We start from the raw sequence: 17,668 nt of genomic DNA, 5'->3' as shown, positions 1-17,668 counted from the left end.
TTCCTGACCTGCTCGTCGTGGACGAGGCCCACGCCGCCCGCGTCAGCACGCAGGCGGGCGGGCGCAAGAAGACGACGAGGCTCTACGCCATGCTCGAGTCCGTCTGCGCCCAGATACCGCACGTGATCCTCGCAACCGCCACGCCGATGCAGAAGGAAGCATCCGAGTACCACGCGCTCCTGCGGCTTCTCGGGCTGCCGAAAAGATGGGGGAAGGAGAGCCGCTTCCTCGGCTCCCTCGAAACGATAGCGTCGAGCGCGGCACCCGACCTCACATCCGCAGCAGAATCCGCGAAGCTGCTCCTGTCGACCCTCGACGAGATGCGCCCCGACCTCTCCGAGCTCGGTCCCGCGTCAAGGGCGTCGGTGGCGTCGCTCGCCGGCATCGACCGCGCCGACTCCATCGCGCTCGCCGACTACGTCCAGAGGAACTGGGGCGCGGTGCGCGAGGCACTCACCATGCTCCACCCCGCGCACCTGCTCACCGTCAGGAACACCAGGCGCTCCCTGGAGGGGGTCGGCTACCGCTTCCCGAGGCGCAACCTGCATGCCGTGTCGCTCGACGGCCAGCGCGAGGTCATGTCGTTCTACGGCAGGGTCGACGCTTACATCTCGAACGAGTACTTCTCGATTGAGGAGGCGATGCGCCCCGGCAGGAGGAACTCGACCGGGTTCACGAGGGTGGGTTACCAGCAGAGGATCTCGTCCTCGCTCTGGTCGTGCTACAGGAGCCTGCAGCGCCGGCTCGCCAAGCTGAATTCCATCAGGGCCGACCTTTCCGGAACGGCGGCCCCCGACTGGGGAATCCTCGCCGACCTCGGGCTCGACCTCGACCCGGATGACGACTCCGACCTGTTCGAGGACGGGGATGCCGCCTCGGCGGACATCCCCGGCGACCTCGACGGCCTGAGCGCGGCGAACGTCGCCGCCACCGCGTCCATCGAGGCTGCGGCCATCAGGCCGCTGATCGAGGAGGCCGAGGGCCTCATCGAGCGCGGGCTCGACATGAAGGTCAAGAAATCGGTGGACATCGCCCTCGAGAGCCTGGCGGCCGGGGACAGGGTGCTCCTCTTCTCGCGCTACACCGACACCGTGGACGCGCTGGCGGGGGAGTTCCGCGGCCGCGAGGACTCGGACGCCTACACGTACGGCATCTACAGCGGCTCGGTATCCGAGATCCACCGCGGGGACGACGTCCGCGCATGCGCGAAGACCGAGATAACCGACGCCCTCAGGCGCGGCGACCTCAGGCTGCTCATCTGCTCCGACGCGGCATCCGAAGGCCTCAACCTCCAGGCGGCACGCGTGCTCGTCAACGTCGACGTCCCGTGGACGCCCTCGGTCCTCGAGCAGAGGATCGGACGCGTCGCGCGACTCGGCCAGAGGGCGGCCGAGGTGGATATCTACAACGTGTGGTACCCCCGCAGCGTCGAGCAGCGGATGTACACGAGGATCCAGGAGAGGTTCCATACCGCCAACCTCGCGGTGGGCGAGTTCCCCGACGTCGTGGCCACGGAGATCCGCGACGCCATCCTCTCCGGCTCGCCCTCCATCGATGAGGGGATGGAGTCGCTGCTCGAGCTCAGGAACTCCGCGCAGACGAGGGCACTCGAGAGGCTCTTCGCCGGCGGCGGGAAACCGGGCGAGACGGCATCGGACTCCATCCGCTCCGCCCTCATGGACGCGGCGGAATCGTCCTTCGCCCACACCGACCTCGGCGCGGGCCGCATGAGCTTCTCGCTCGCGGGCGGCGGTGAGGTCGAGCTCACCGCGGAGGTGGGATGCGACCAGACGGTCTCGCTCTCGTCCGCGCCATGGCGGGAGAGGGACTTCGGAACCGACGGCCTAGCGGTCATCGAGGACCCCGACGGCCGCCCCGCCGCCTTCTCCTCGGCCGGCGACCCGTCGCGCCCGCTGGACAACGCGGTCCTTACCGATATCCTTGTGGGCAGGGATTTGGTGGCGCGGGCCGGTGACGGCAAAAGGCCCGAGACCCTGCCGAACCCCTCCGCGCTGTCGATGGCGTTCGCGTGCGGCGAATGCCCGACGAGGCCCGAATTCTGGAATCACGAAGCAAGGGAAGGGGAGAGATGAGACTTCGCTACACCGCCGCGCCCTGGGCCGCGCCCGAGTTGACCCCCGAGGCGGCAGAGCTCGCCGACATCCTCGCGGACGACGTCTGGTCCGAGTCGTCCGTCGAGTTCTACGCCGAGCGCGACGCCAAGATACGCCTCGGGAAGAGGGCCCCCAAGGGGATGCAGAAGACCCTCAACGCCGTCATCGACCGCAAGCTCACCGAGGCGGGCTGGCTTGGCGACTCGGGATACTACGTGAAGGGCTCCACATGGGCCCGGATAACCTTCAGGCACCAGATGAGCATCGGCTCCGATTTCCTCGATGCCCTGAAGGTCTGCAAGAAGCAGGGGATGGAGCTCGCCGTCATCATCGCGGCGAACCGTGAGACGCTTGACGTGATAACGCCCAACGACGCCGCAGCGCTCGTCTCGTTCGAGAAGCTGCGCTCGCTGGCGCTCGACCTGGACGGCGCCATGGACATCCCCCTGCTGATAGGCGAGCTGACCCCGATGACCTTCGCGCCCTCGGACATCGATGCCGAGATACGGAAATACCGCCCGCGCGACACGACGGTGTCCTCGGAGTCGCTTCCCTCGTAGACGCCCCGATAGGCGAAAGATCGCTATCCTTGGGCGAAAGGGATACGGAGGGGGAGAACATGGCCAAGGGCAACCACAGCTTCAGCGAGCGGGACATTCACAGCCGCTTCGGCGCTATCGTCGGCCGCACCGTGGCCGAGGTCGATACCGCCGGAGTCCTCGCCGCATCATCTGCATCCCGCAACAAGGGCAGGATCGGTGCCATCATCGAGCAGTCTGTGCTGGGCTACCCCGCAGATTCAGATCGCCGCCCCGATATCCTCATCGACGGGCAGCCGTGGGAGGTCAAGGCGACAGGTCTCGTCGAGGGCGCCCGCGGCGGGTGGCGTGCGAAGGAACCGATGTCCATCACCGCCGTGGCGCCCGAGGGCATCGTGGCGGAAAGCTTCTCCACCTCGGCCTTCTGGCACAAGGCCGAGCGCCTGCTGGTCGTCTACTACCTCTACGTGCGCCCCGGCAGGGGAGTGACGGTCGAGTACGCCGGCTTCGAGTTCAAGGGCTACGATCTCCACACGTGGCACGAGGTCGACCGATTCCGCCTGGAGGCGGACTGGACGGTCGTGAGGGAGTTCGTCCGCACCGCCCTCGAGGGCGATGTCGATACCGAGATGCCGAACCTCTCCACGCTCATCAATCCCCAGCTGCTCTACCTCGACACCTCGCCGAAGTGGCCCAACAGGCCGAGGTTCCGCCTGAAGGCATCCCTCGTCACCCAAATGGCGCGCGAGCGGCTGGATGACGATATGGGGATGATTCCCGACCAGGGCTGGCTGTCCTCGATGGGGTCGCTCAGGGCGCACCTGCACGGTATCTCCGATTCCTGCGCCGGCAAGACGCTCGAGGACCTTGCCGCACAGTTCGACCTGCCGATTAAGACGAAATCCGGACGCGAGAATAAGTCCCTCGCCGAGCAGGTCGTGGTCAGGCTCTTCACGGGGCATGCCGGCAAGATCTCGCAGGTGCCGCTCTTCGCCAAGGCCGGACTCGTCTTCAAGACGATGACGCTGACTCCCACTGGCGGCAGGACCGAGGACATGAAGCTGAACCCATCGATCGACTTCGACGAGCTGTGCGACCCCTCGGTCGAGTTCGAGGACTCCGCTTTCGCGGCGCCCTTCATCGACTCCACCATGGTCGTGGCGGTGCTCGAGGAACGATACCGCGACTGCCCGCTGCGCCAGTGCCGCTTCATGGGTTTCAAGACCCTTTGGCTCGGGACCTACCTCGATGCCGCCAGGGCGCTCTGGGACGGCATGCGCGACCTTATCTTCAGCGATTCACTTATAGATGCTCCCGTCCTGAAGAAGGACGGCACGCCGCGCGTGACGCCCAAGACGGGGATACCCATGACGGCGCCCAACTGGCCGAAGAGCCGTGACGGCGTCCTGTTCGTCCGCGGCACTGGTACCGATGCGAACGACAAGCCTGTAGAGGTCAACGGTGTGAGGATGTACCGCCAGAACGTATGGGTCAAGGGTAAGGAATTGGCCGAACGACTCGACGTGACGCCTTGTATCTGAGTTCTATCGCTCCAGATAGAAACTTTCATTTAACTCATTTGATTCGCCATGGGGGTCGCTGATTTTTACCGTGATCGGAGACATATCGTTAATCCTGTAGATTGAAGACCCAAAGGCCTGCCCGCCCGGCGCAAGCTCCGTTTTTTCGGATAAAAAGATCCTATTGCCCGCGGCACCTGGATGGAGTACCTGCTTGTTTTGGTAAACCTTGAGGTGAGGGACGGCGTAAATGTCTTCAACGCTGTTGTTGATGGCATGCCATCGAATGACGGCGACTTTGCCGAAACCAGGACCAGGAACAGCATCAAGTACCTCGATACCGGTGATTGAGTAGTTCATCTTGCCGGCGGTCGAATCTGAACCGCTGTCGGTCCCATTCATAGCATGATTGCGTCCTAAAGCTCCGACCACGGCCACCGCGAACAGGCTAGCAAGTCCGAGCGCCCGAGCGGCAGTACACATCTTTGGCATAAAGCATTCCTTTCAGAAGTGTTTACCAGCTCATTCAACTTATCGAACGTCGATTGCGCTCCAACTGTTTTGCCGCTGCGGCAATCGCCCTCTAGCCGCTCCCCTTGATCTTGTCCGCGAGATCGGTTATCATCGATCTCACAAGAACGGACACAGCAGCGATTGGAGAAACGTGTCTGAAATCAAGATCGCCGAGCTCTTCGCGGGCGTCGGCGGGTTCCGCCTTGGCCTAGAGGGCTATGCAGACCCCAACCATCCCGAGTTCTATATGAAGCCGTCAGGCCCCTTCACCACCGTCTGGGCGAACCAGTGGGAGCCGCCAGGAACCGAGTCTAGGCAGTTCGCCGCCCGATGCTACGCCGAGCGCTTCGGCGAGAGCTCCGTGGTGAATGAGGACATCAACAGGGTACTGGACAAGGCTGAGGCGGGGGAGACCCAGATCCCCGACGTCGACATGGTCGTCGGCGGCTTTCCATGCCAAGACTACTCCGTTGCGCGTCCCCTCAACCAGGCACACGGCATCGAGGGCAAGAAGGGCGTCCTTTGGTGGGACATCTACCGCTTCCTCGAGATGAAGAAACCCCGATTCGGCCTGTTCGAGAACGTCGACCGCTTGCTCAAGTCCCCCGCGTCCCAGCGCGGGCGCGACTTCGCCATCATCCTGAGCTGCCTCGCCGACCTCGGCTACACAGTCGAGTGGCGCGTGGTCAACTCCGCCGAATACGGCTTCCCGCAGCGCCGCAAGCGCGTCTACATCTTCTGCGAGAAGGACGCGGGCGATACCGACCTGGCCGACCGCATGCGCCGCGGCGTCATGGCCAAGGCGTTCCCCGCCGTCTACCCTGACGAGATGGCAGAACTCGATGTCCTGCCCGACCCCTACGAGAACTCGACCCGCTTCGGCGTCGGCCAGAAGGTCTCGCAGTTCAAGAACGCCGGCGTGATGCAGGGCTGCCATGTCCTCACCTGCGACTTCGCCGAGGACTACCGCGGCGAGCGCCGCGTGCTGCGAGACGTGCTGATAGACGAATCGGACGTCCCCGAGCAGTTCTACATCGCCGACGAGAAGCTGCCCGACTGGCGATACCTCAAGGGCGCCAAACGCGAGGAACGCACCAACAAGAAGACGGGCTTCACCTACACCTACTCCGAGGGCGCCATGAGCTTCCCCGATTCCATCGAGAAGCCGAGCCGCACGATCCTCACCGGCGAGGGCGGCACCGGCGCGAGCCGCTTCAAGCACGTCATAGAGTGCCCCGACGGACGCTTCCGCCGCCTGGTGCCCGACGAGCTCGACCAGTTGCAGGGATTCCCCAAGGGCTGGACCGACACGGGCATGACCGACGGTCACCGGGCCTTCTGCATGGGCAACGCCCTCGTCACGGGCGTCCCGCACCGCATCGGCGAGGCGATGGTCGAGGTCTACGACCTATAGCTAAAGATAGGGGAGGGCTTGGACCCTCCCCCTTACTTTCCACAGACGGGACAGCTGCCGCCGCCCGCCTTCCTCCTGTATACGATGGCCTGCCACTCATGACCCTCGGGGCATCGCCACCAGACCCTTTTGGAGGAGCCCGCCACGACGTCGGTGGGCCTCAGCTCCCCGTTGCGTTCGCAATCCCACTCCGCCGCGATTTTCGGATGCGTGGTCGCGAGGTCGTTGATTCCCTTCACTGCGACGCGGTTGGAGCAGCAGGGACAGGAACAAGAGCGCAGGATCGTGGCCGGAAATGCATCCCAAGAGTATCCGCAGGTACGGCAGCGGACGGTCAGTCTCGTGTTGGCGCCCATATATTTACCGACGATTTCGATATCCGGGCAGGCATCGGCCGCACGGCCGACGAACGCCTCATGCGTCAACGTCCTCGATTTCCCCGAGGATTTGCCAGCCGCCACCCGGGCGCATTTGGGGCATCGCGAGTTCCGGCGCAGCATCGAGTCGGGGTTGCCGACCCAGACGTTACCGCATACCAGGCAGCGACACCGAAGGGGAGCACTGATGCCGGCGTATTCGCCGAGCACGTCGAACTCGCCGTCGGCGTAGTGCGAGTTGTGATAGCGCAGCCGCGCAAGGAACTCATCATGGCTCAGTTTTCCCATCTTTCCCTCCCCGAGATCTAGACGACCGGTTCGGACAGCGATAGACTCTTAACCGACGAAACTATCGAGAAAAGGGTAATCTAAATGAAGCAAAACGAGAATACCGACGAATCCGCCATCGTCATCTGGGTGACAGCCGCCGAGGGCGCGTCTTTCGAGACCTACCGAAACGACCCGAGCGTCGGCGCCGAGATCCACCTGCCTCTGGAACCCGCCGCGCTGGCGGACGCGCTCGCAAGCGAGGCCGGGCGCGAGGGAGTCGAGACGGAGTCCCTCCGACTCCGCGCATGGGAGTACATCGGCCGATTCGTGCCGTTCGAGTGGCTCCCCCTCGGCGAGGCCTACACCATCGAGGAAGCCAATCTGCTCGCCGCGGCGGTCATGAACAATCCCGAAATCGACTGCGACGTCCTCTTCCAGTACTGCGACCTCCGCGAGGTCTATGACCCGATCGAGGTCTTAAACTTCATTCTCCAGTACGGGTCGATCCCGTACCGCAAGTGGTCGTCCCCGCTCGACCTCGGGGAGATCGGGATGGATGACCTCAGCCTGCACGAGAAGTGCGCCCTGCAGCTCGGCTGGGAGCTCGCGGGCAAGGATGCTAAGCGCGACCGTGCCGACATGTCCGTCGAAGAGCTGATTGAGCTCGGCGAGAGCAAAGCCGAGGACCGCGAGCTGGAAATCTGGCTCCACGGCTACATGGACCCCTATGAGGGCGAGATCGACACCGGGAAGTATTCCAAAGAGCAAATCATCAAGATGCTCTTCTCCTGATTCAGACATAATCTTATCTACAAAAAGAAAGGGGTCCTCTCGATAAGCGGGGACCCCTTTACCATGTGTCTGTTGTTGGGTCCAGAGGCAGAACTATAATTGCCTGACCTCGGATGTTAGTCGCATTAGGAGCAACGATACTCGTTTTTCTAAACGCAACTTTTCGTGTGCTCGTAAAAAATCGAAACGATAAAAACTAGTACAACCCTTCTGAATGGGTGGGCGGCTGTTTTGCTTGTAAGCAAACATGAAATCGGCCGCAGCAGCACCGCCTGGGAGGGCGGGCGAGGGGCTTGGCCGCAACTTAATTCCCGGATGCGGCCACCACGCTAAATACTTGAGAATCGTCGACCGCCCAGTATCTGCCATCCAAAAGTTTAAACACGATATAGCTGCCGTCTTTGCTTATTTCGGCGGCGTTTACGCATTTCTGAAGATCGGCGTGGTGCGCGAAGCAGCCGACGAGCACATCTCCATTTACAAGCCCGACTTTAAGATTGAGACCCATCTTCTCATACATAACGATACGATCCGAATCGTCCACGCCCTTGCTTGAGTCGAAGTCGGGCCTTAGCCCAGCGAGGCGAACCCCTCGCTTATCCAACGCTTTGTCGATTCCGCCCTTGGCGTAGTCGCTCAGCTGGTAATAGATTCTGCGCGCGAGATCATCTGCCACGACGCGCTCTGGGTCCCCGCCTGACCGTTCCGCTCGAAACTCGCCTAATGCCGACAGCATCAGGTACACCTCATGCAATCGCAGCGGCAGGAAGATCGGGTGAGCCGTCGACTTCAGGCCGCCGCGGCTTGTCGGCTCGGCCTTGATGTAGGAGTCGCCAAAACGCACGCCGCCTGCCAGGGCGCTCAGGCGTTTTTGCACCGCCGTGCGCGAGCAGCCCAGGTACGCGGCGATCGCTTGCTGGGTCATTCCCTTATGCGCCGCTTTGAGCAGCATGAGATTTGCCTCGTCCGTGCCTATGAACGATTTGTCCAAGTTGTAGTGGCGCTTTTTTGGGGCGCCGCCAATCTCGTTGCCCTTTTCGAACAGCTCGTGCACGCTCAGGAACAATTCATGGCGGCCGTTGCTTTGGGGGCCTTCCTCTGAGTTGGCATAATCTGCCAGTGCCTTGCAAAACGAGCGATAGTTTTCGTCGGTGACGAAAATGGGCCACTGCATGTTGTGAAAGCGTGTGCCTTCACGTGTGTCGGCGAATTTCGCATACGCAGACTCAGGATCGCAACCGACCCTTTCCGCAATTTCCGCAACTCTCATGCCAATCCCTTCCGCAACCCAATCACACGCACGAAAAACCTATCAAGCCAGAAGATTGATGTGGCAAAAAAGAAGAAGAGGCATTACACCCCTCCTTCTGGACAGTCTGCGCCCCGGTTCCCTGCCTGCCAGTTCGCCCCCCGAAACCCTCGGGGCGCTGTGGGGTCGAACCCCTCCGCATGGAAAATTCTATCGCGGCCATGCCCGCTATGCGTGTCACGCACACCACGCCAAACGTCAGGTTTACCAGCCGGGACTGAGCCCTCTTTCGAGAGCAGGGTTATATTAGCATCTACAAACTCGAAAAACCCTGCCGCATTTGAGGAGTACCAAGAAAACGGTCTACACCTTGAATATCAACCTCATCCGAACACCTCCCGCATTCACACGAACATGTACGGATGAATGCGGGAATCCGATACCCTGAGGGCCGGATCGGCCGGCCCACTAGGCACGAGCGGGACACGGTCCAGAGGATGCCGGAGCGCAGGGTCCCGTGCAGGGAGATCGCGGGGGAGCCGGGCAGGTCGCCCTAGACGGTGAGCGCCGAGGTGCCGTCGCGCCCACCCATGAAAAGAGGGTTTCTTTGCGGGCGCCGCATCCGCACGCCCCCGCAAAGAAACCCTCGCACTCGCATCTCTACCTGCGAACCCGCACGCGCCCTCGCGCACGCGCCGCGGCAGCTGCTAGTCGCGGTAGAACGAGCCCATGTAGCGGATGTACTCGTCCTCGGTGTGGTTGGCCTTCCAGTCGTGGACGGAGTCCTTGTTGCGCTGGCCGGCGATGACGGAGAGCTCCTTACCCAGCTTCTCAAAGGCCTCGTCGACGCACTCCTCGGGGGTGAGGGCGATCTTCATGACGGCCTCGCCCTGCGGGCCGCCGGGGAGGTTGGACAGCAGGCTGGGGGTTAGGGTGGTGCCGAGGGTGATGACCTCGACGTCGACACCGGTGCCCTCGCACTCGCAGGCCACGGCCTCGGTCATCTTGAGGATGAAGGCCTTGCCCGCGCCGTACTGGCCGTTCCAGGGGCTGGAGCTGATGCCGGTCATCGACGAGACGTTGATCACGGCGCCGCGGTCCTGGGCGGCAAAGATCCGCATGTAGTGGTGGAAGCACTTGAGGAAGGTCACGACGTTGACGTTGATCATGGCCTCGTGCTTCTCCCAGGGAGTGTCCTGGATCTTGCCGAAGCTGTGCAGGCAGGCCACGTAGCTCATGAAGCCCATGTCCAGGCCCTCGGTCGCGGCGAAGACGGTCTCGGCAGCGTCGGGCTGGCTAAAGTCGGCGCGCACGACCTTGGTCTCCACGCCGTAGGTCTCACGGATCTCGCCGGCGAGCACGTTCAGCTTCTCCTCGCGACGGCCGACCATGACGACATTCATGCCGCCGGCGGCGATCTTCTCGCAGAACGCCTTGCCGACGCCCTCGGTCGCGCCCAGGATCAGGCCCCACTCACCGTACTTTTCCCTCAGGTTCATACTGCATCCTCTCTCTCGATGCCCATGCGGGCACCTCTCCTTTAGCGTGCGGCCGCTCAGCCGCATACGGTGCGCCATTATGCGCTGAACAAGAGGGGAGTGCGTTCACGACTTTGCGAACGAACCCGAAACAACGATGAACGGTGTCGGTCTATCACCACAATGAAACCCTTGCAGTATCAAGAGGGGAGGTGCTGGCGGGTGGAACCAAAAGGTGAACGCCGCCATCTCTAGCTCCACCTTATCGGGTTTCCCGTCGCAAGCGATGCTTCAAAGAGCTTGCGCAGCGAAACGTTGGCGAAGGTCCAGGACCACGCTTTGCTGCTGCCCACTGTGACTCGGCCCTCGGCTCTGCGTAGAACCCGAAGCCGCTTTTGCAGTCGATGCGATTGACCCCGTCGAGGTCGGTGAGGGTGTAGCTTTCGCCCTCTCCATCCTGGCTCGAGCGTCCCTTGCGCTCGAAAGCAAAGTGACTTGACGCGAAGAGCACCTCACCAGCGCCGTTATTTTTTGGCATCTTTGGGGGCTGATGTACACAAATGCGACTCCACGTGCCGACCAGCAGCGTCCTCCACATGTCTGGACTCTCTATGCTCGCGCTGGATAGACATCGCCAGAACGGGTATAGTATCGAGAGTTTTGTCGTTTACCAGCGGGGGAGTCCTGTGGGCATCAAAAAGAAGATCAAAAAGGAGCTTATCGGCACCTCCGATTACCCGTCGAATAAGATTTTCACGATCTCCAATTTCATTACCTTCACGCGCCTGGTCCTCACGCTGGTCTTCCTGTACCTGTTTGTGACGGACAACAACCGTGTCGTCGCCATTGTCATCTATGCCATCGCGGCCTCCACCGACTGGATGGACGGTCAGATTGCCCGCATGACTAAAACGGTCTCGTGGCTCGGCAAGGTTATGGATCCCATCTGCGACCGTGCGCTGCTATTTACAGGAGTTTTAGGTCTCGTGGTTCGCGGCGAGCTTCCCATCTGGGTCTGCGTGCTCATCATTGGGCGCGATATCTACCTGGGCATCGGCACGCTCATCGTGCGCCACTACCACCGCCGCCCCATCGACGTAGTGTTTCCCGGCAAGATTGCCACGGCGCTGCTCATGACCGGCTTCTCGCTCATGCTGCTTGGCTTTCCCGTCGTGGACGGCTGGCATCTGCTGCCCGCCACGTTCACGGCCTTCCCGGGCCTCAACGGCAGCTCGGTACCGCTCGGCATCTTCTTTGTGTATGGCGGCGTCATCTTCTCCATGGTCACCGCTGTCATCTATTCCATTAAGGGTGGAGCGGCCATTAAACAGGCTGTTGCGCATCCAGAGGACGAAGACGTCGACTTTCTTAACCCCGAAATCGAAGACTAAGCCATTGGGGTATTATTACGTACAGTTCATTCTTTGCGGCATGTCCGCGTTAAGTTAGGGGTTGTCATGGACAACATGGTTAACAATATGCCTCAAAACGATAAGACTGCCGACGCAACCTGCGTCTTCCGTGTGCCTTCGAGCGACGTTACCGTTCCCGATCTTATGGCGAACGTTCGCATCACTGCCCCCGTTCTGTCTATTGTCAAGGGGCCGCAGACCGGTGCTGCCTTTGAACTCGAGGATGATGTGACCACCATTGGCCGCGATCCGGCAAACGGCATTTTCCTCAATGACATGACCGTATCGCGTAGCCACGCACGCATTATTCGCGAGGGTCTGGCTGCTCGCATCGAGGACTTAGGCTCGCTCAACGGCACGTGGGTTGATGGCGCCATCGTCAATGCCGCCCCGCTGCACGACGGATCTTCCGTCCAGATCGGTACGTTTACGCTCATCTACCACGAGAGCACGCCGGAGCGCATCGAAACCGGTGAGTAGGGCATGGCCGAACGCAACTATCTGAGTATCGGCCAGGTCGTCAATTTACTTCGAGGCGCATACCCCGATCTTTCGAACTCAAAAATTAGATTTCTAGAAGATGAGGGGCTCATCACCCCTCATCGTACGCCAAAGGGGTATCGCCAATACTCCAAGGAGGACGTTGACCGTCTAGAGGTCATTCTGCACCTGCAGAAGACTCGCTACATGCCGCTCAACGTGATCAAGCAACGTCTGGAAAACGCTACAGATCTCTCCACGCTTGCCTACGAGGTGGGCCTGCTGTCCGATGTTCCGCTCAAGACGGAGCCCAAGGAAACCAAGCAAAAGCTGCACCCCATCGAGACCATTCCGGATATGTTGGGCGTCGAGATCTCGTTTATTCGCTCCTTGGCCGAAAATGACCTTATTCGCATTATCAAGAGTCCGCAGAACCGTGAGCTCGTCGACGGGCGCGATTTTCCGATTATCCGCTACTGTTCTGAACTGTCACGCTTTCATATCGAGCCGCGAAACCTTCGTCAGTACGTATCATCCGCCAACCGCGAGTCTTCGATGTTCGAGCAAGTGCTCGTGAGTATGCTTGGCATGGACACCTCCGATGACGAACGCGATGCCAAGCTCGAACGCGCGTTTAAGAAGTTACATGACCTCACCGAGGGCGTGCATACTGCGCTGCTCAAAAACCGCGTGTTTGAGTCACTCAACGCCGTAGTCGAGGACGCCGATATCGATGCCCTCGATGAGGAGATCGCACGCTCCGAATCAACCAAAGCCAAAAGCGAAGAGGCATCTGCCTCCGCGGTCCCCGTGCGCGAGGAATCCCTCGTGCAGCCGCTTAAGGTTGTCGCCCCCTCGCACACCGGCACCGCCAGCGCGGACAAATAAACGCTTCTACAAACCAGCCTCCCATGAAAGGTCACACCATGTACGACTTCGAATCTCACATCGTCGACATCCCCGACTATCCCGAGCCCGGAGTCGTCTTTAAGGACATCACGCCGCTCTTTAGCAATCCCGAAGCACTTAAAGCCATGGTCGACGCGCTAGCGGAGCATTTCTCCGGCATGGGCATCACTAAGGTTGTAGGACCCGAGGCTCGCGGTTTTATGGTAGGCGTGCCTGTTGCCGTGGCACTCGGCGCCGGCTTTGTTCCCGCACGTAAACCGGGAAAACTGCCACGTAAGACCGTTAGCCAGGAATACGAGCTCGAATATGGAACCGATTCGATTGAGATTCACGTCGATGCCATCAGCTCTAAAGATACCGTGTTGATTCTGGACGACTTGGTCGCGACAGGCGGAACCGTTGAGGCAACAGGTAAACTAGTGCGAGATATGGGCGCAAAGCTCGTAGGTTATGGTTGTATCCTTGAGCTTGCGTTTCTTAATCCGCGCAAGAAGCTCACGCCTTCTAACGAGGACGTTAAGCTCTTTAGCCTGGTAACGGTGGACTAGCCGCTACCCTTAGATACCGGAAAGGAAGCTCCATGCGCACAGCAAACACGCACAAAAACATGGCACGCTGCGCTGCTACGGCAACCCTCGCTTGTGTTTTGGGCTTGGGCCTCGCGGCTCCTGCCTATGCCGATACCGCGTCCGATCTTGCCGCCGCTCGTACCAAACTCGAGCAGATCGGTACGCAAACCCAGCAAATTCATGAAGAACTCTCCGCACAGACGCAGGAGCTTGATCAGACTGCAGGCGAGATCACGCAAAAGCAGCAAGAGATTGCCGAGGGTCAGGCAAAGCTTTCGTCCTACGTTGCCGGTGAGTACAAGACCGGCGGTCTGAGTCTCCTTCAGGTTCTGACGGGCGTCGACGATCTGGGCGATATGCTCAACCGTTTGTTCTACTACGGCAAGGTTTCCGACAAGCAGGCCCAGACCATTCAGGAGGTCAAGGACCTTAAGCAGCAGCTCACCGATAAGCAGGCCGAGCAGGAGAAGAACGTCGCCGCGACGCAGAAGAAGGTCGACGAACTCAACGCCCAGCAGGCTGAGGCCCAGAGTGTCGTGAACTCCCTGGATTCACAGCTGCAGGCCGAGCTTGCTGCCGAGGCCGAGGCGAACGCCGCGCTGCAGGCTGGCATAAATGCCAGCACCGCCGAAAAGGCCACGGTGAGCAACGACACCGCCGGTACGACCGAGAACACCAACAATGGTGGCGGTACGACCAACAACGGCGGCGGCAACACGCCTGCGCCCGCGCCCGCTCCTGCTCCCACACCGCAGCCCTCGACGCCCGCCCCGGCACCGGCCCCTTCCGCGCCGAGCCAGTCCGTTGACGGCGGCAGCGTTGTCTCTCGCGCTTATAGCAAGCTTGGTTGCGCTTATTCCTGGGGCGGCATTGGCCCGAACAGCTTTGACTGCTCCGGCTTTGTAAGCTACTGCCTCACCGGCCGCTACTGCCGCCTGGGCACTACCGGCACCTTCATGGGTTGGCCCCGTGTTTCTGATCCTCAGCCGGGCGACGTCGTGGTTAACTCTTACCACACCGGCATCTACATTGGTAACGGCCAGATGATCCATGCTTCCGACTACAGCACGGGCGTTATCATCAGCTCCGTTGCCGCTGGCATGAACAACAATTATATTTTCGTTCGCTATTAAGTGTTTTTAACTCAGCTAACGAAAGTGGACCTCGTATCCTTTGGGAGCGAGGTCCATTGTTTTATCTCGACCGCCCATTTTGTGTGTAAACTACAATCTAGTTTTGAATACTAGATATGCGCAGCATCTATCCGAAAGATAGCTATAATTGTTGAGGAACAACTAGAAAGGACCCTCAATGAGCTGGGCACTCATCTCAGATTCGAGCTGCAATCTTCGCGATTGGCAACCAACCGCACCTCATACCACCTTTGCATTTGCACCCCTTAAGATCCGAGTGGGGGAGCGTGAATTTGTCGACGATCTCTCGCTCGATGTTCACGAGCTTAATGTTGCCATTCAATCGGAATCCAGCGCATCATCGAGCTCCTGCCCAAGCGTAGGGGAGTGGGCTGAGCTCTTTAAGCTCGCCGACAAGACGATCTGCATGCCCATCTCCGAGGGCGTCTCGGGAAGCTACAATGCCGCGGCCACCGCGCGTGACATGGTGCTTGCCGAAGAGCCCAATCGTAAGATTCACCTGGTTAATTCGCGCGCAGCAGGCGGCAAGATGGACCTGATCTTCTTACTGTTTGATCGCTATCTTGCAAGTAAACCGGATGCCTCCTTTGAGGAAGCCTGCGCCTACTTCGATAGCTTGGAGCAGAACAGCAAGATCCTCTTTAGTTTATGCAATTACGAAAACCTTGCGAAGGCCGGACGTATCCCCAAGGCGGCCGGTGTTATTGCCAACAAGCTCAACATCCGCATTTTGGGCACGGCGAGCGAAGCGGGCGAAATTGAACTCGTTGGGCATACGCGTGGCGAAAAGAAGATGCTCAACAAGATTGTCGACACCATGGAGGCCGAGGGTTTCATGGGCGGCGAGGTCATCATCGATCACGTTGAGAACGAAGCTGGAGCCCAGGCGCTTGCCGACCGCATTGTGGAGCACTGGCCAGGCTCCAAGACTATCATCATGCCCTGCAACGGCCTAGATTCCTATTACGCCGAGATGCATGGTCTCATCATCGGCTACGGCATGGGCATGGCTTCGGGCCAATAAAGCTCAACCAAGCAAAAACGCGGACGGGACAAAGTGACTGATGGCTCTTTATCCCGCCCGCGTTATACGTCGCCTAGCTATTAAACCCATTGAACTTGAGGTAGCTCATCAGGTACGCCTTCGATACAAAAGACGAAACCGCACTGCGTACGAGCAGCGATTCGCGCGTAACCTGATGTGCGGTATCGGGCACGGGAGTCTGCTCAAGGGAAAAAGCCGCACGAATCGATGCCTCAAGTTGATCGACTACATAATCGAAGGCCGTCGGAGCGTCGTAGCTCAAGCGCTGAATATTAAAGAGCGCCTGAACCGCAGCGATGGGCAGCACCTGCTTAAAGATACAAATGGCGATGAGACGCGCAATCTGCTCACGGCCATACTGCTTTTTAACCGGAGCAGGAACGAGGCCGACCTTTACGTAGTTATTGATCATCGAAGGCGTGATAACGGGCTGCTCTACGCAAATCGAAAGCGGCTCCATCCACAGCGCAACATATTCAATAACCTGATCACGATAGAGTGTTACGTTGGGCAGCTGGTCATAGCGTGGCAGGCAGAGCGTATTGAGTTTACCCACCATATCGGACTGAATAAATGCATCCGGCAGCACCGTCGGCTGAATATCCTCCGGCTTAATGCTGACCGATGTATCGGACATCGGGATAACATGTTTGACGTGGTTCATAAGAGACCTCCGTTCGTTTTCTATATTGTATTCTAGATTATCTAGTTTTGCATACCACATAGCCGCTAAGTAAAAGTGGTTGGACAGCACATTGACGCACCGTCCAACCACTTTGCAAAAAGATAGCAACCTTACATAAGATATATTATCGTACTTATCCTCGTAAGAAGGCGTATGCGCTGGTTGCCGCTATGGCTCCGTCCGAAACGGCGGTCACAACCTGGCGTAAACGCTTGGAACGGATATCGCCGGCAGCAAACAAGCCCGGCGTGCGCGTGGCCATCGAGTCGTCGGTAACGATACCGCCGTCAGGCGCCAGATCCACCAGATGCTGTACAAGCTCAGTATGGGGCTGTGTTCCGGCAAAGACAAAGATGCCAAACGAACCTGGATCGAAGGACTCGGAATAGGTATCACCAGTGGCGTTGTCCTTAAACGTGATAGTTGTAGGCATGGCCTCGCCCGATAGCTCCACAATACTAGTTTGGTACCTAACAGAAATATTATCTTTAGCGAGCACCTTTTGAACCACGCCATCGGGAGCACGGAACTGATCGCGGCGCAAGACGATGGTCACGCTGCTGGCAATTTCTGATAAGAACAGGGCTTCCTCGCAGGCAGCATTACCGCCGCCAATGACAAAGACCTGTTTGCCACGAAAGAACATGCCGTCGCACGTCGCACAATACGAAACGCCGCGACCGCGATACGTATCCTCGCCGATAAAACCAGCAGAGCGCGGCGTGGCACCCATGCAGGCAATAACGCTTGAGGCCACCGTGTCGCCCGTATCGTGATGCACCGTAAACAGCGCCGCATCCGCATCGTAATCGATACCCGTCACCATGCTCCATACGACCTGCGCACCCAGGCCCTCTGCATGCTGCTGAAAACGCTCGCCGAGCTCGGCACCGCTCAAGAGCGGAATGCCCGGATAGTTTTCGACCTCATTGGTTGTGGCGATCTGTCCTCCCGACATGCCTTGCTCAATCACGGTCGTCGTTAGGTTGGAGCGCGACGCATAAATGGCTGCAGCATAGCCCGCTGGGCCGCCGCCGATAATCGCAACATCGATCGGCTGATTGGTAGTCATGAAGAGACCTCCTGTCGAAACATTGGCGTTCTTTGCGCTCATACCCAAATTTAGGAGAACATGACAGTCATGCACT

17 protein-coding genes are annotated in these 17,668 nt (G+C 59.6%); 11 read left to right on the top strand and 6 right to left on the bottom strand.

What is annotated here, in order from left to right; all coding sequences use genetic code 11:
• The 3 genes from ACQQ92_RS02555 to ACQQ92_RS02545 form a co-directional block, all read left to right on the top strand.
• The coding region (locus ACQQ92_RS02555) for a helicase-related protein (RefSeq protein WP_427795697.1) at window positions 1-2,093 on the top strand (2,093 nt) is incomplete at its 5' end.
• Entirely contained in the window at window positions 2,090-2,674 is a 585-nt protein-coding gene (locus tag ACQQ92_RS02550) for a hypothetical protein (protein ID WP_154516409.1), read from the top strand. The genes ACQQ92_RS02555 and ACQQ92_RS02550, both read left to right, overlap by 4 nt.
• 29 nt (window positions 2,675-2,703) lie before the next feature.
• On the top strand, window positions 2,704-4,194 hold the full coding sequence (locus tag ACQQ92_RS02545) for a MutH/Sau3AI family endonuclease (RefSeq protein ID WP_427795696.1): 1,491 nt from the start codon (window positions 2,704-2,706) through the stop codon (window positions 4,192-4,194).
• 3 nt (window positions 4,195-4,197) lie between these two features.
• On the opposite strand, the gene ACQQ92_RS02540 is transcribed toward ACQQ92_RS02545, so the two are convergent.
• The gene (locus ACQQ92_RS02540) at window positions 4,198-4,665 is read right to left on the bottom strand and encodes a DUF5067 domain-containing protein (RefSeq protein WP_154516403.1); all 468 of its coding nucleotides are present in this window, start codon (window positions 4,663-4,665) and stop codon (window positions 4,198-4,200) included.
• 172 nt (window positions 4,666-4,837) lie between these two features.
• Between ACQQ92_RS02540 and dcm the strand changes: the two genes are divergently transcribed.
• Window positions 4,838-6,100 (top strand): DNA (cytosine-5-)-methyltransferase, encoded by a 1,263-nt coding sequence (dcm, locus tag ACQQ92_RS02535; RefSeq protein ID WP_427795694.1) that lies wholly within the window; start codon window positions 4,838-4,840, stop codon window positions 6,098-6,100.
• 32 nt (window positions 6,101-6,132) lie between these two features.
• Here the strand turns inward: dcm and ACQQ92_RS02530 are convergent, their stop codons facing one another.
• Window positions 6,133-6,765, bottom strand: a complete 633-nt coding sequence (locus ACQQ92_RS02530) for a zinc-ribbon domain-containing protein (protein ID WP_154516400.1) — start codon at window positions 6,763-6,765, stop codon at window positions 6,133-6,135.
• Window positions 6,766-6,849: 84 nt separating this feature from the next.
• Between ACQQ92_RS02530 and ACQQ92_RS02525 the strand changes: the two genes are divergently transcribed.
• The gene (locus tag ACQQ92_RS02525; protein WP_154516397.1) at window positions 6,850-7,539 is read left to right on the top strand and encodes a hypothetical protein; all 690 of its coding nucleotides are present in this window, start codon (window positions 6,850-6,852) and stop codon (window positions 7,537-7,539) included.
• A gap of 304 nt (window positions 7,540-7,843) precedes the next feature.
• On the opposite strand, the gene ACQQ92_RS02520 is transcribed toward ACQQ92_RS02525, so the two are convergent.
• Window positions 7,844-8,809, bottom strand: coding sequence for a hypothetical protein (locus tag ACQQ92_RS02520; protein ID WP_427795693.1), 966 nt, complete (start codon window positions 8,807-8,809; stop codon window positions 7,844-7,846).
• A gap of 686 nt (window positions 8,810-9,495) precedes the next feature.
• Window positions 9,496-10,287, bottom strand: a complete 792-nt coding sequence (locus ACQQ92_RS02515) for a 7beta-hydroxysteroid dehydrogenase (RefSeq protein WP_154516391.1) — start codon at window positions 10,285-10,287, stop codon at window positions 9,496-9,498.
• A 665-nt stretch (window positions 10,288-10,952) separates the two neighbouring features.
• Between ACQQ92_RS02515 and ACQQ92_RS02510 the strand changes: the two genes are divergently transcribed.
• From ACQQ92_RS02510 to ACQQ92_RS02485, 6 genes are all read left to right on the top strand, one after another.
• On the top strand, window positions 10,953-11,657 hold the full coding sequence (locus ACQQ92_RS02510) for a CDP-alcohol phosphatidyltransferase family protein (protein WP_427748042.1): 705 nt from the start codon (window positions 10,953-10,955) through the stop codon (window positions 11,655-11,657).
• Window positions 11,658-11,723: 66 nt separating this feature from the next.
• Entirely contained in the window at window positions 11,724-12,158 is a 435-nt protein-coding gene (locus tag ACQQ92_RS02505; RefSeq protein ID WP_195838557.1) for an FHA domain-containing protein, read from the top strand.
• A gap of 3 nt (window positions 12,159-12,161) precedes the next feature.
• Window positions 12,162-13,046, top strand: a complete 885-nt coding sequence (locus tag ACQQ92_RS02500; RefSeq protein WP_154516382.1) for a MerR family transcriptional regulator — start codon at window positions 12,162-12,164, stop codon at window positions 13,044-13,046.
• Window positions 13,047-13,069: 23 nt separating this feature from the next.
• The gene (locus tag ACQQ92_RS02495; RefSeq protein ID WP_427795692.1) at window positions 13,070-13,615 is read left to right on the top strand and encodes an adenine phosphoribosyltransferase; all 546 of its coding nucleotides are present in this window, start codon (window positions 13,070-13,072) and stop codon (window positions 13,613-13,615) included.
• A gap of 32 nt (window positions 13,616-13,647) precedes the next feature.
• Window positions 13,648-14,769, top strand: a complete 1,122-nt coding sequence (locus ACQQ92_RS02490) for a coiled-coil domain-containing protein (protein WP_154516376.1) — start codon at window positions 13,648-13,650, stop codon at window positions 14,767-14,769.
• 178 nt (window positions 14,770-14,947) lie between these two features.
• Window positions 14,948-15,814, top strand: coding sequence for a DegV family protein (locus tag ACQQ92_RS02485; protein ID WP_427795691.1), 867 nt, complete (start codon window positions 14,948-14,950; stop codon window positions 15,812-15,814).
• Window positions 15,815-15,887: 73 nt separating this feature from the next.
• Here ACQQ92_RS02485 and ACQQ92_RS02480 read toward each other — a convergent pair whose 3' ends face one another.
• Both ACQQ92_RS02480 and ACQQ92_RS02475 read right to left on the bottom strand, forming a co-directional pair.
• A complete protein-coding gene (locus tag ACQQ92_RS02480; protein WP_427795690.1) occupies window positions 15,888-16,499 on the bottom strand; it encodes a DUF1836 domain-containing protein in 612 nt (203 codons plus the stop codon).
• 154 nt (window positions 16,500-16,653) lie between these two features.
• Complete coding sequence (locus ACQQ92_RS02475) at window positions 16,654-17,592, bottom strand: NAD(P)/FAD-dependent oxidoreductase (protein WP_427795689.1); 939 nt, start codon at window positions 17,590-17,592, stop codon at window positions 16,654-16,656.
• Window positions 17,593-17,668 lie beyond the last annotated feature (76 nt).

This window comes from Collinsella sp. SGI.241, from assembly GCF_050312955.1.
GTDB lineage: Bacteria > Actinomycetota > Coriobacteriia > Coriobacteriales > Coriobacteriaceae > Collinsella.
This window is presented reverse-complemented; position numbering and strand designations above follow the sequence as displayed.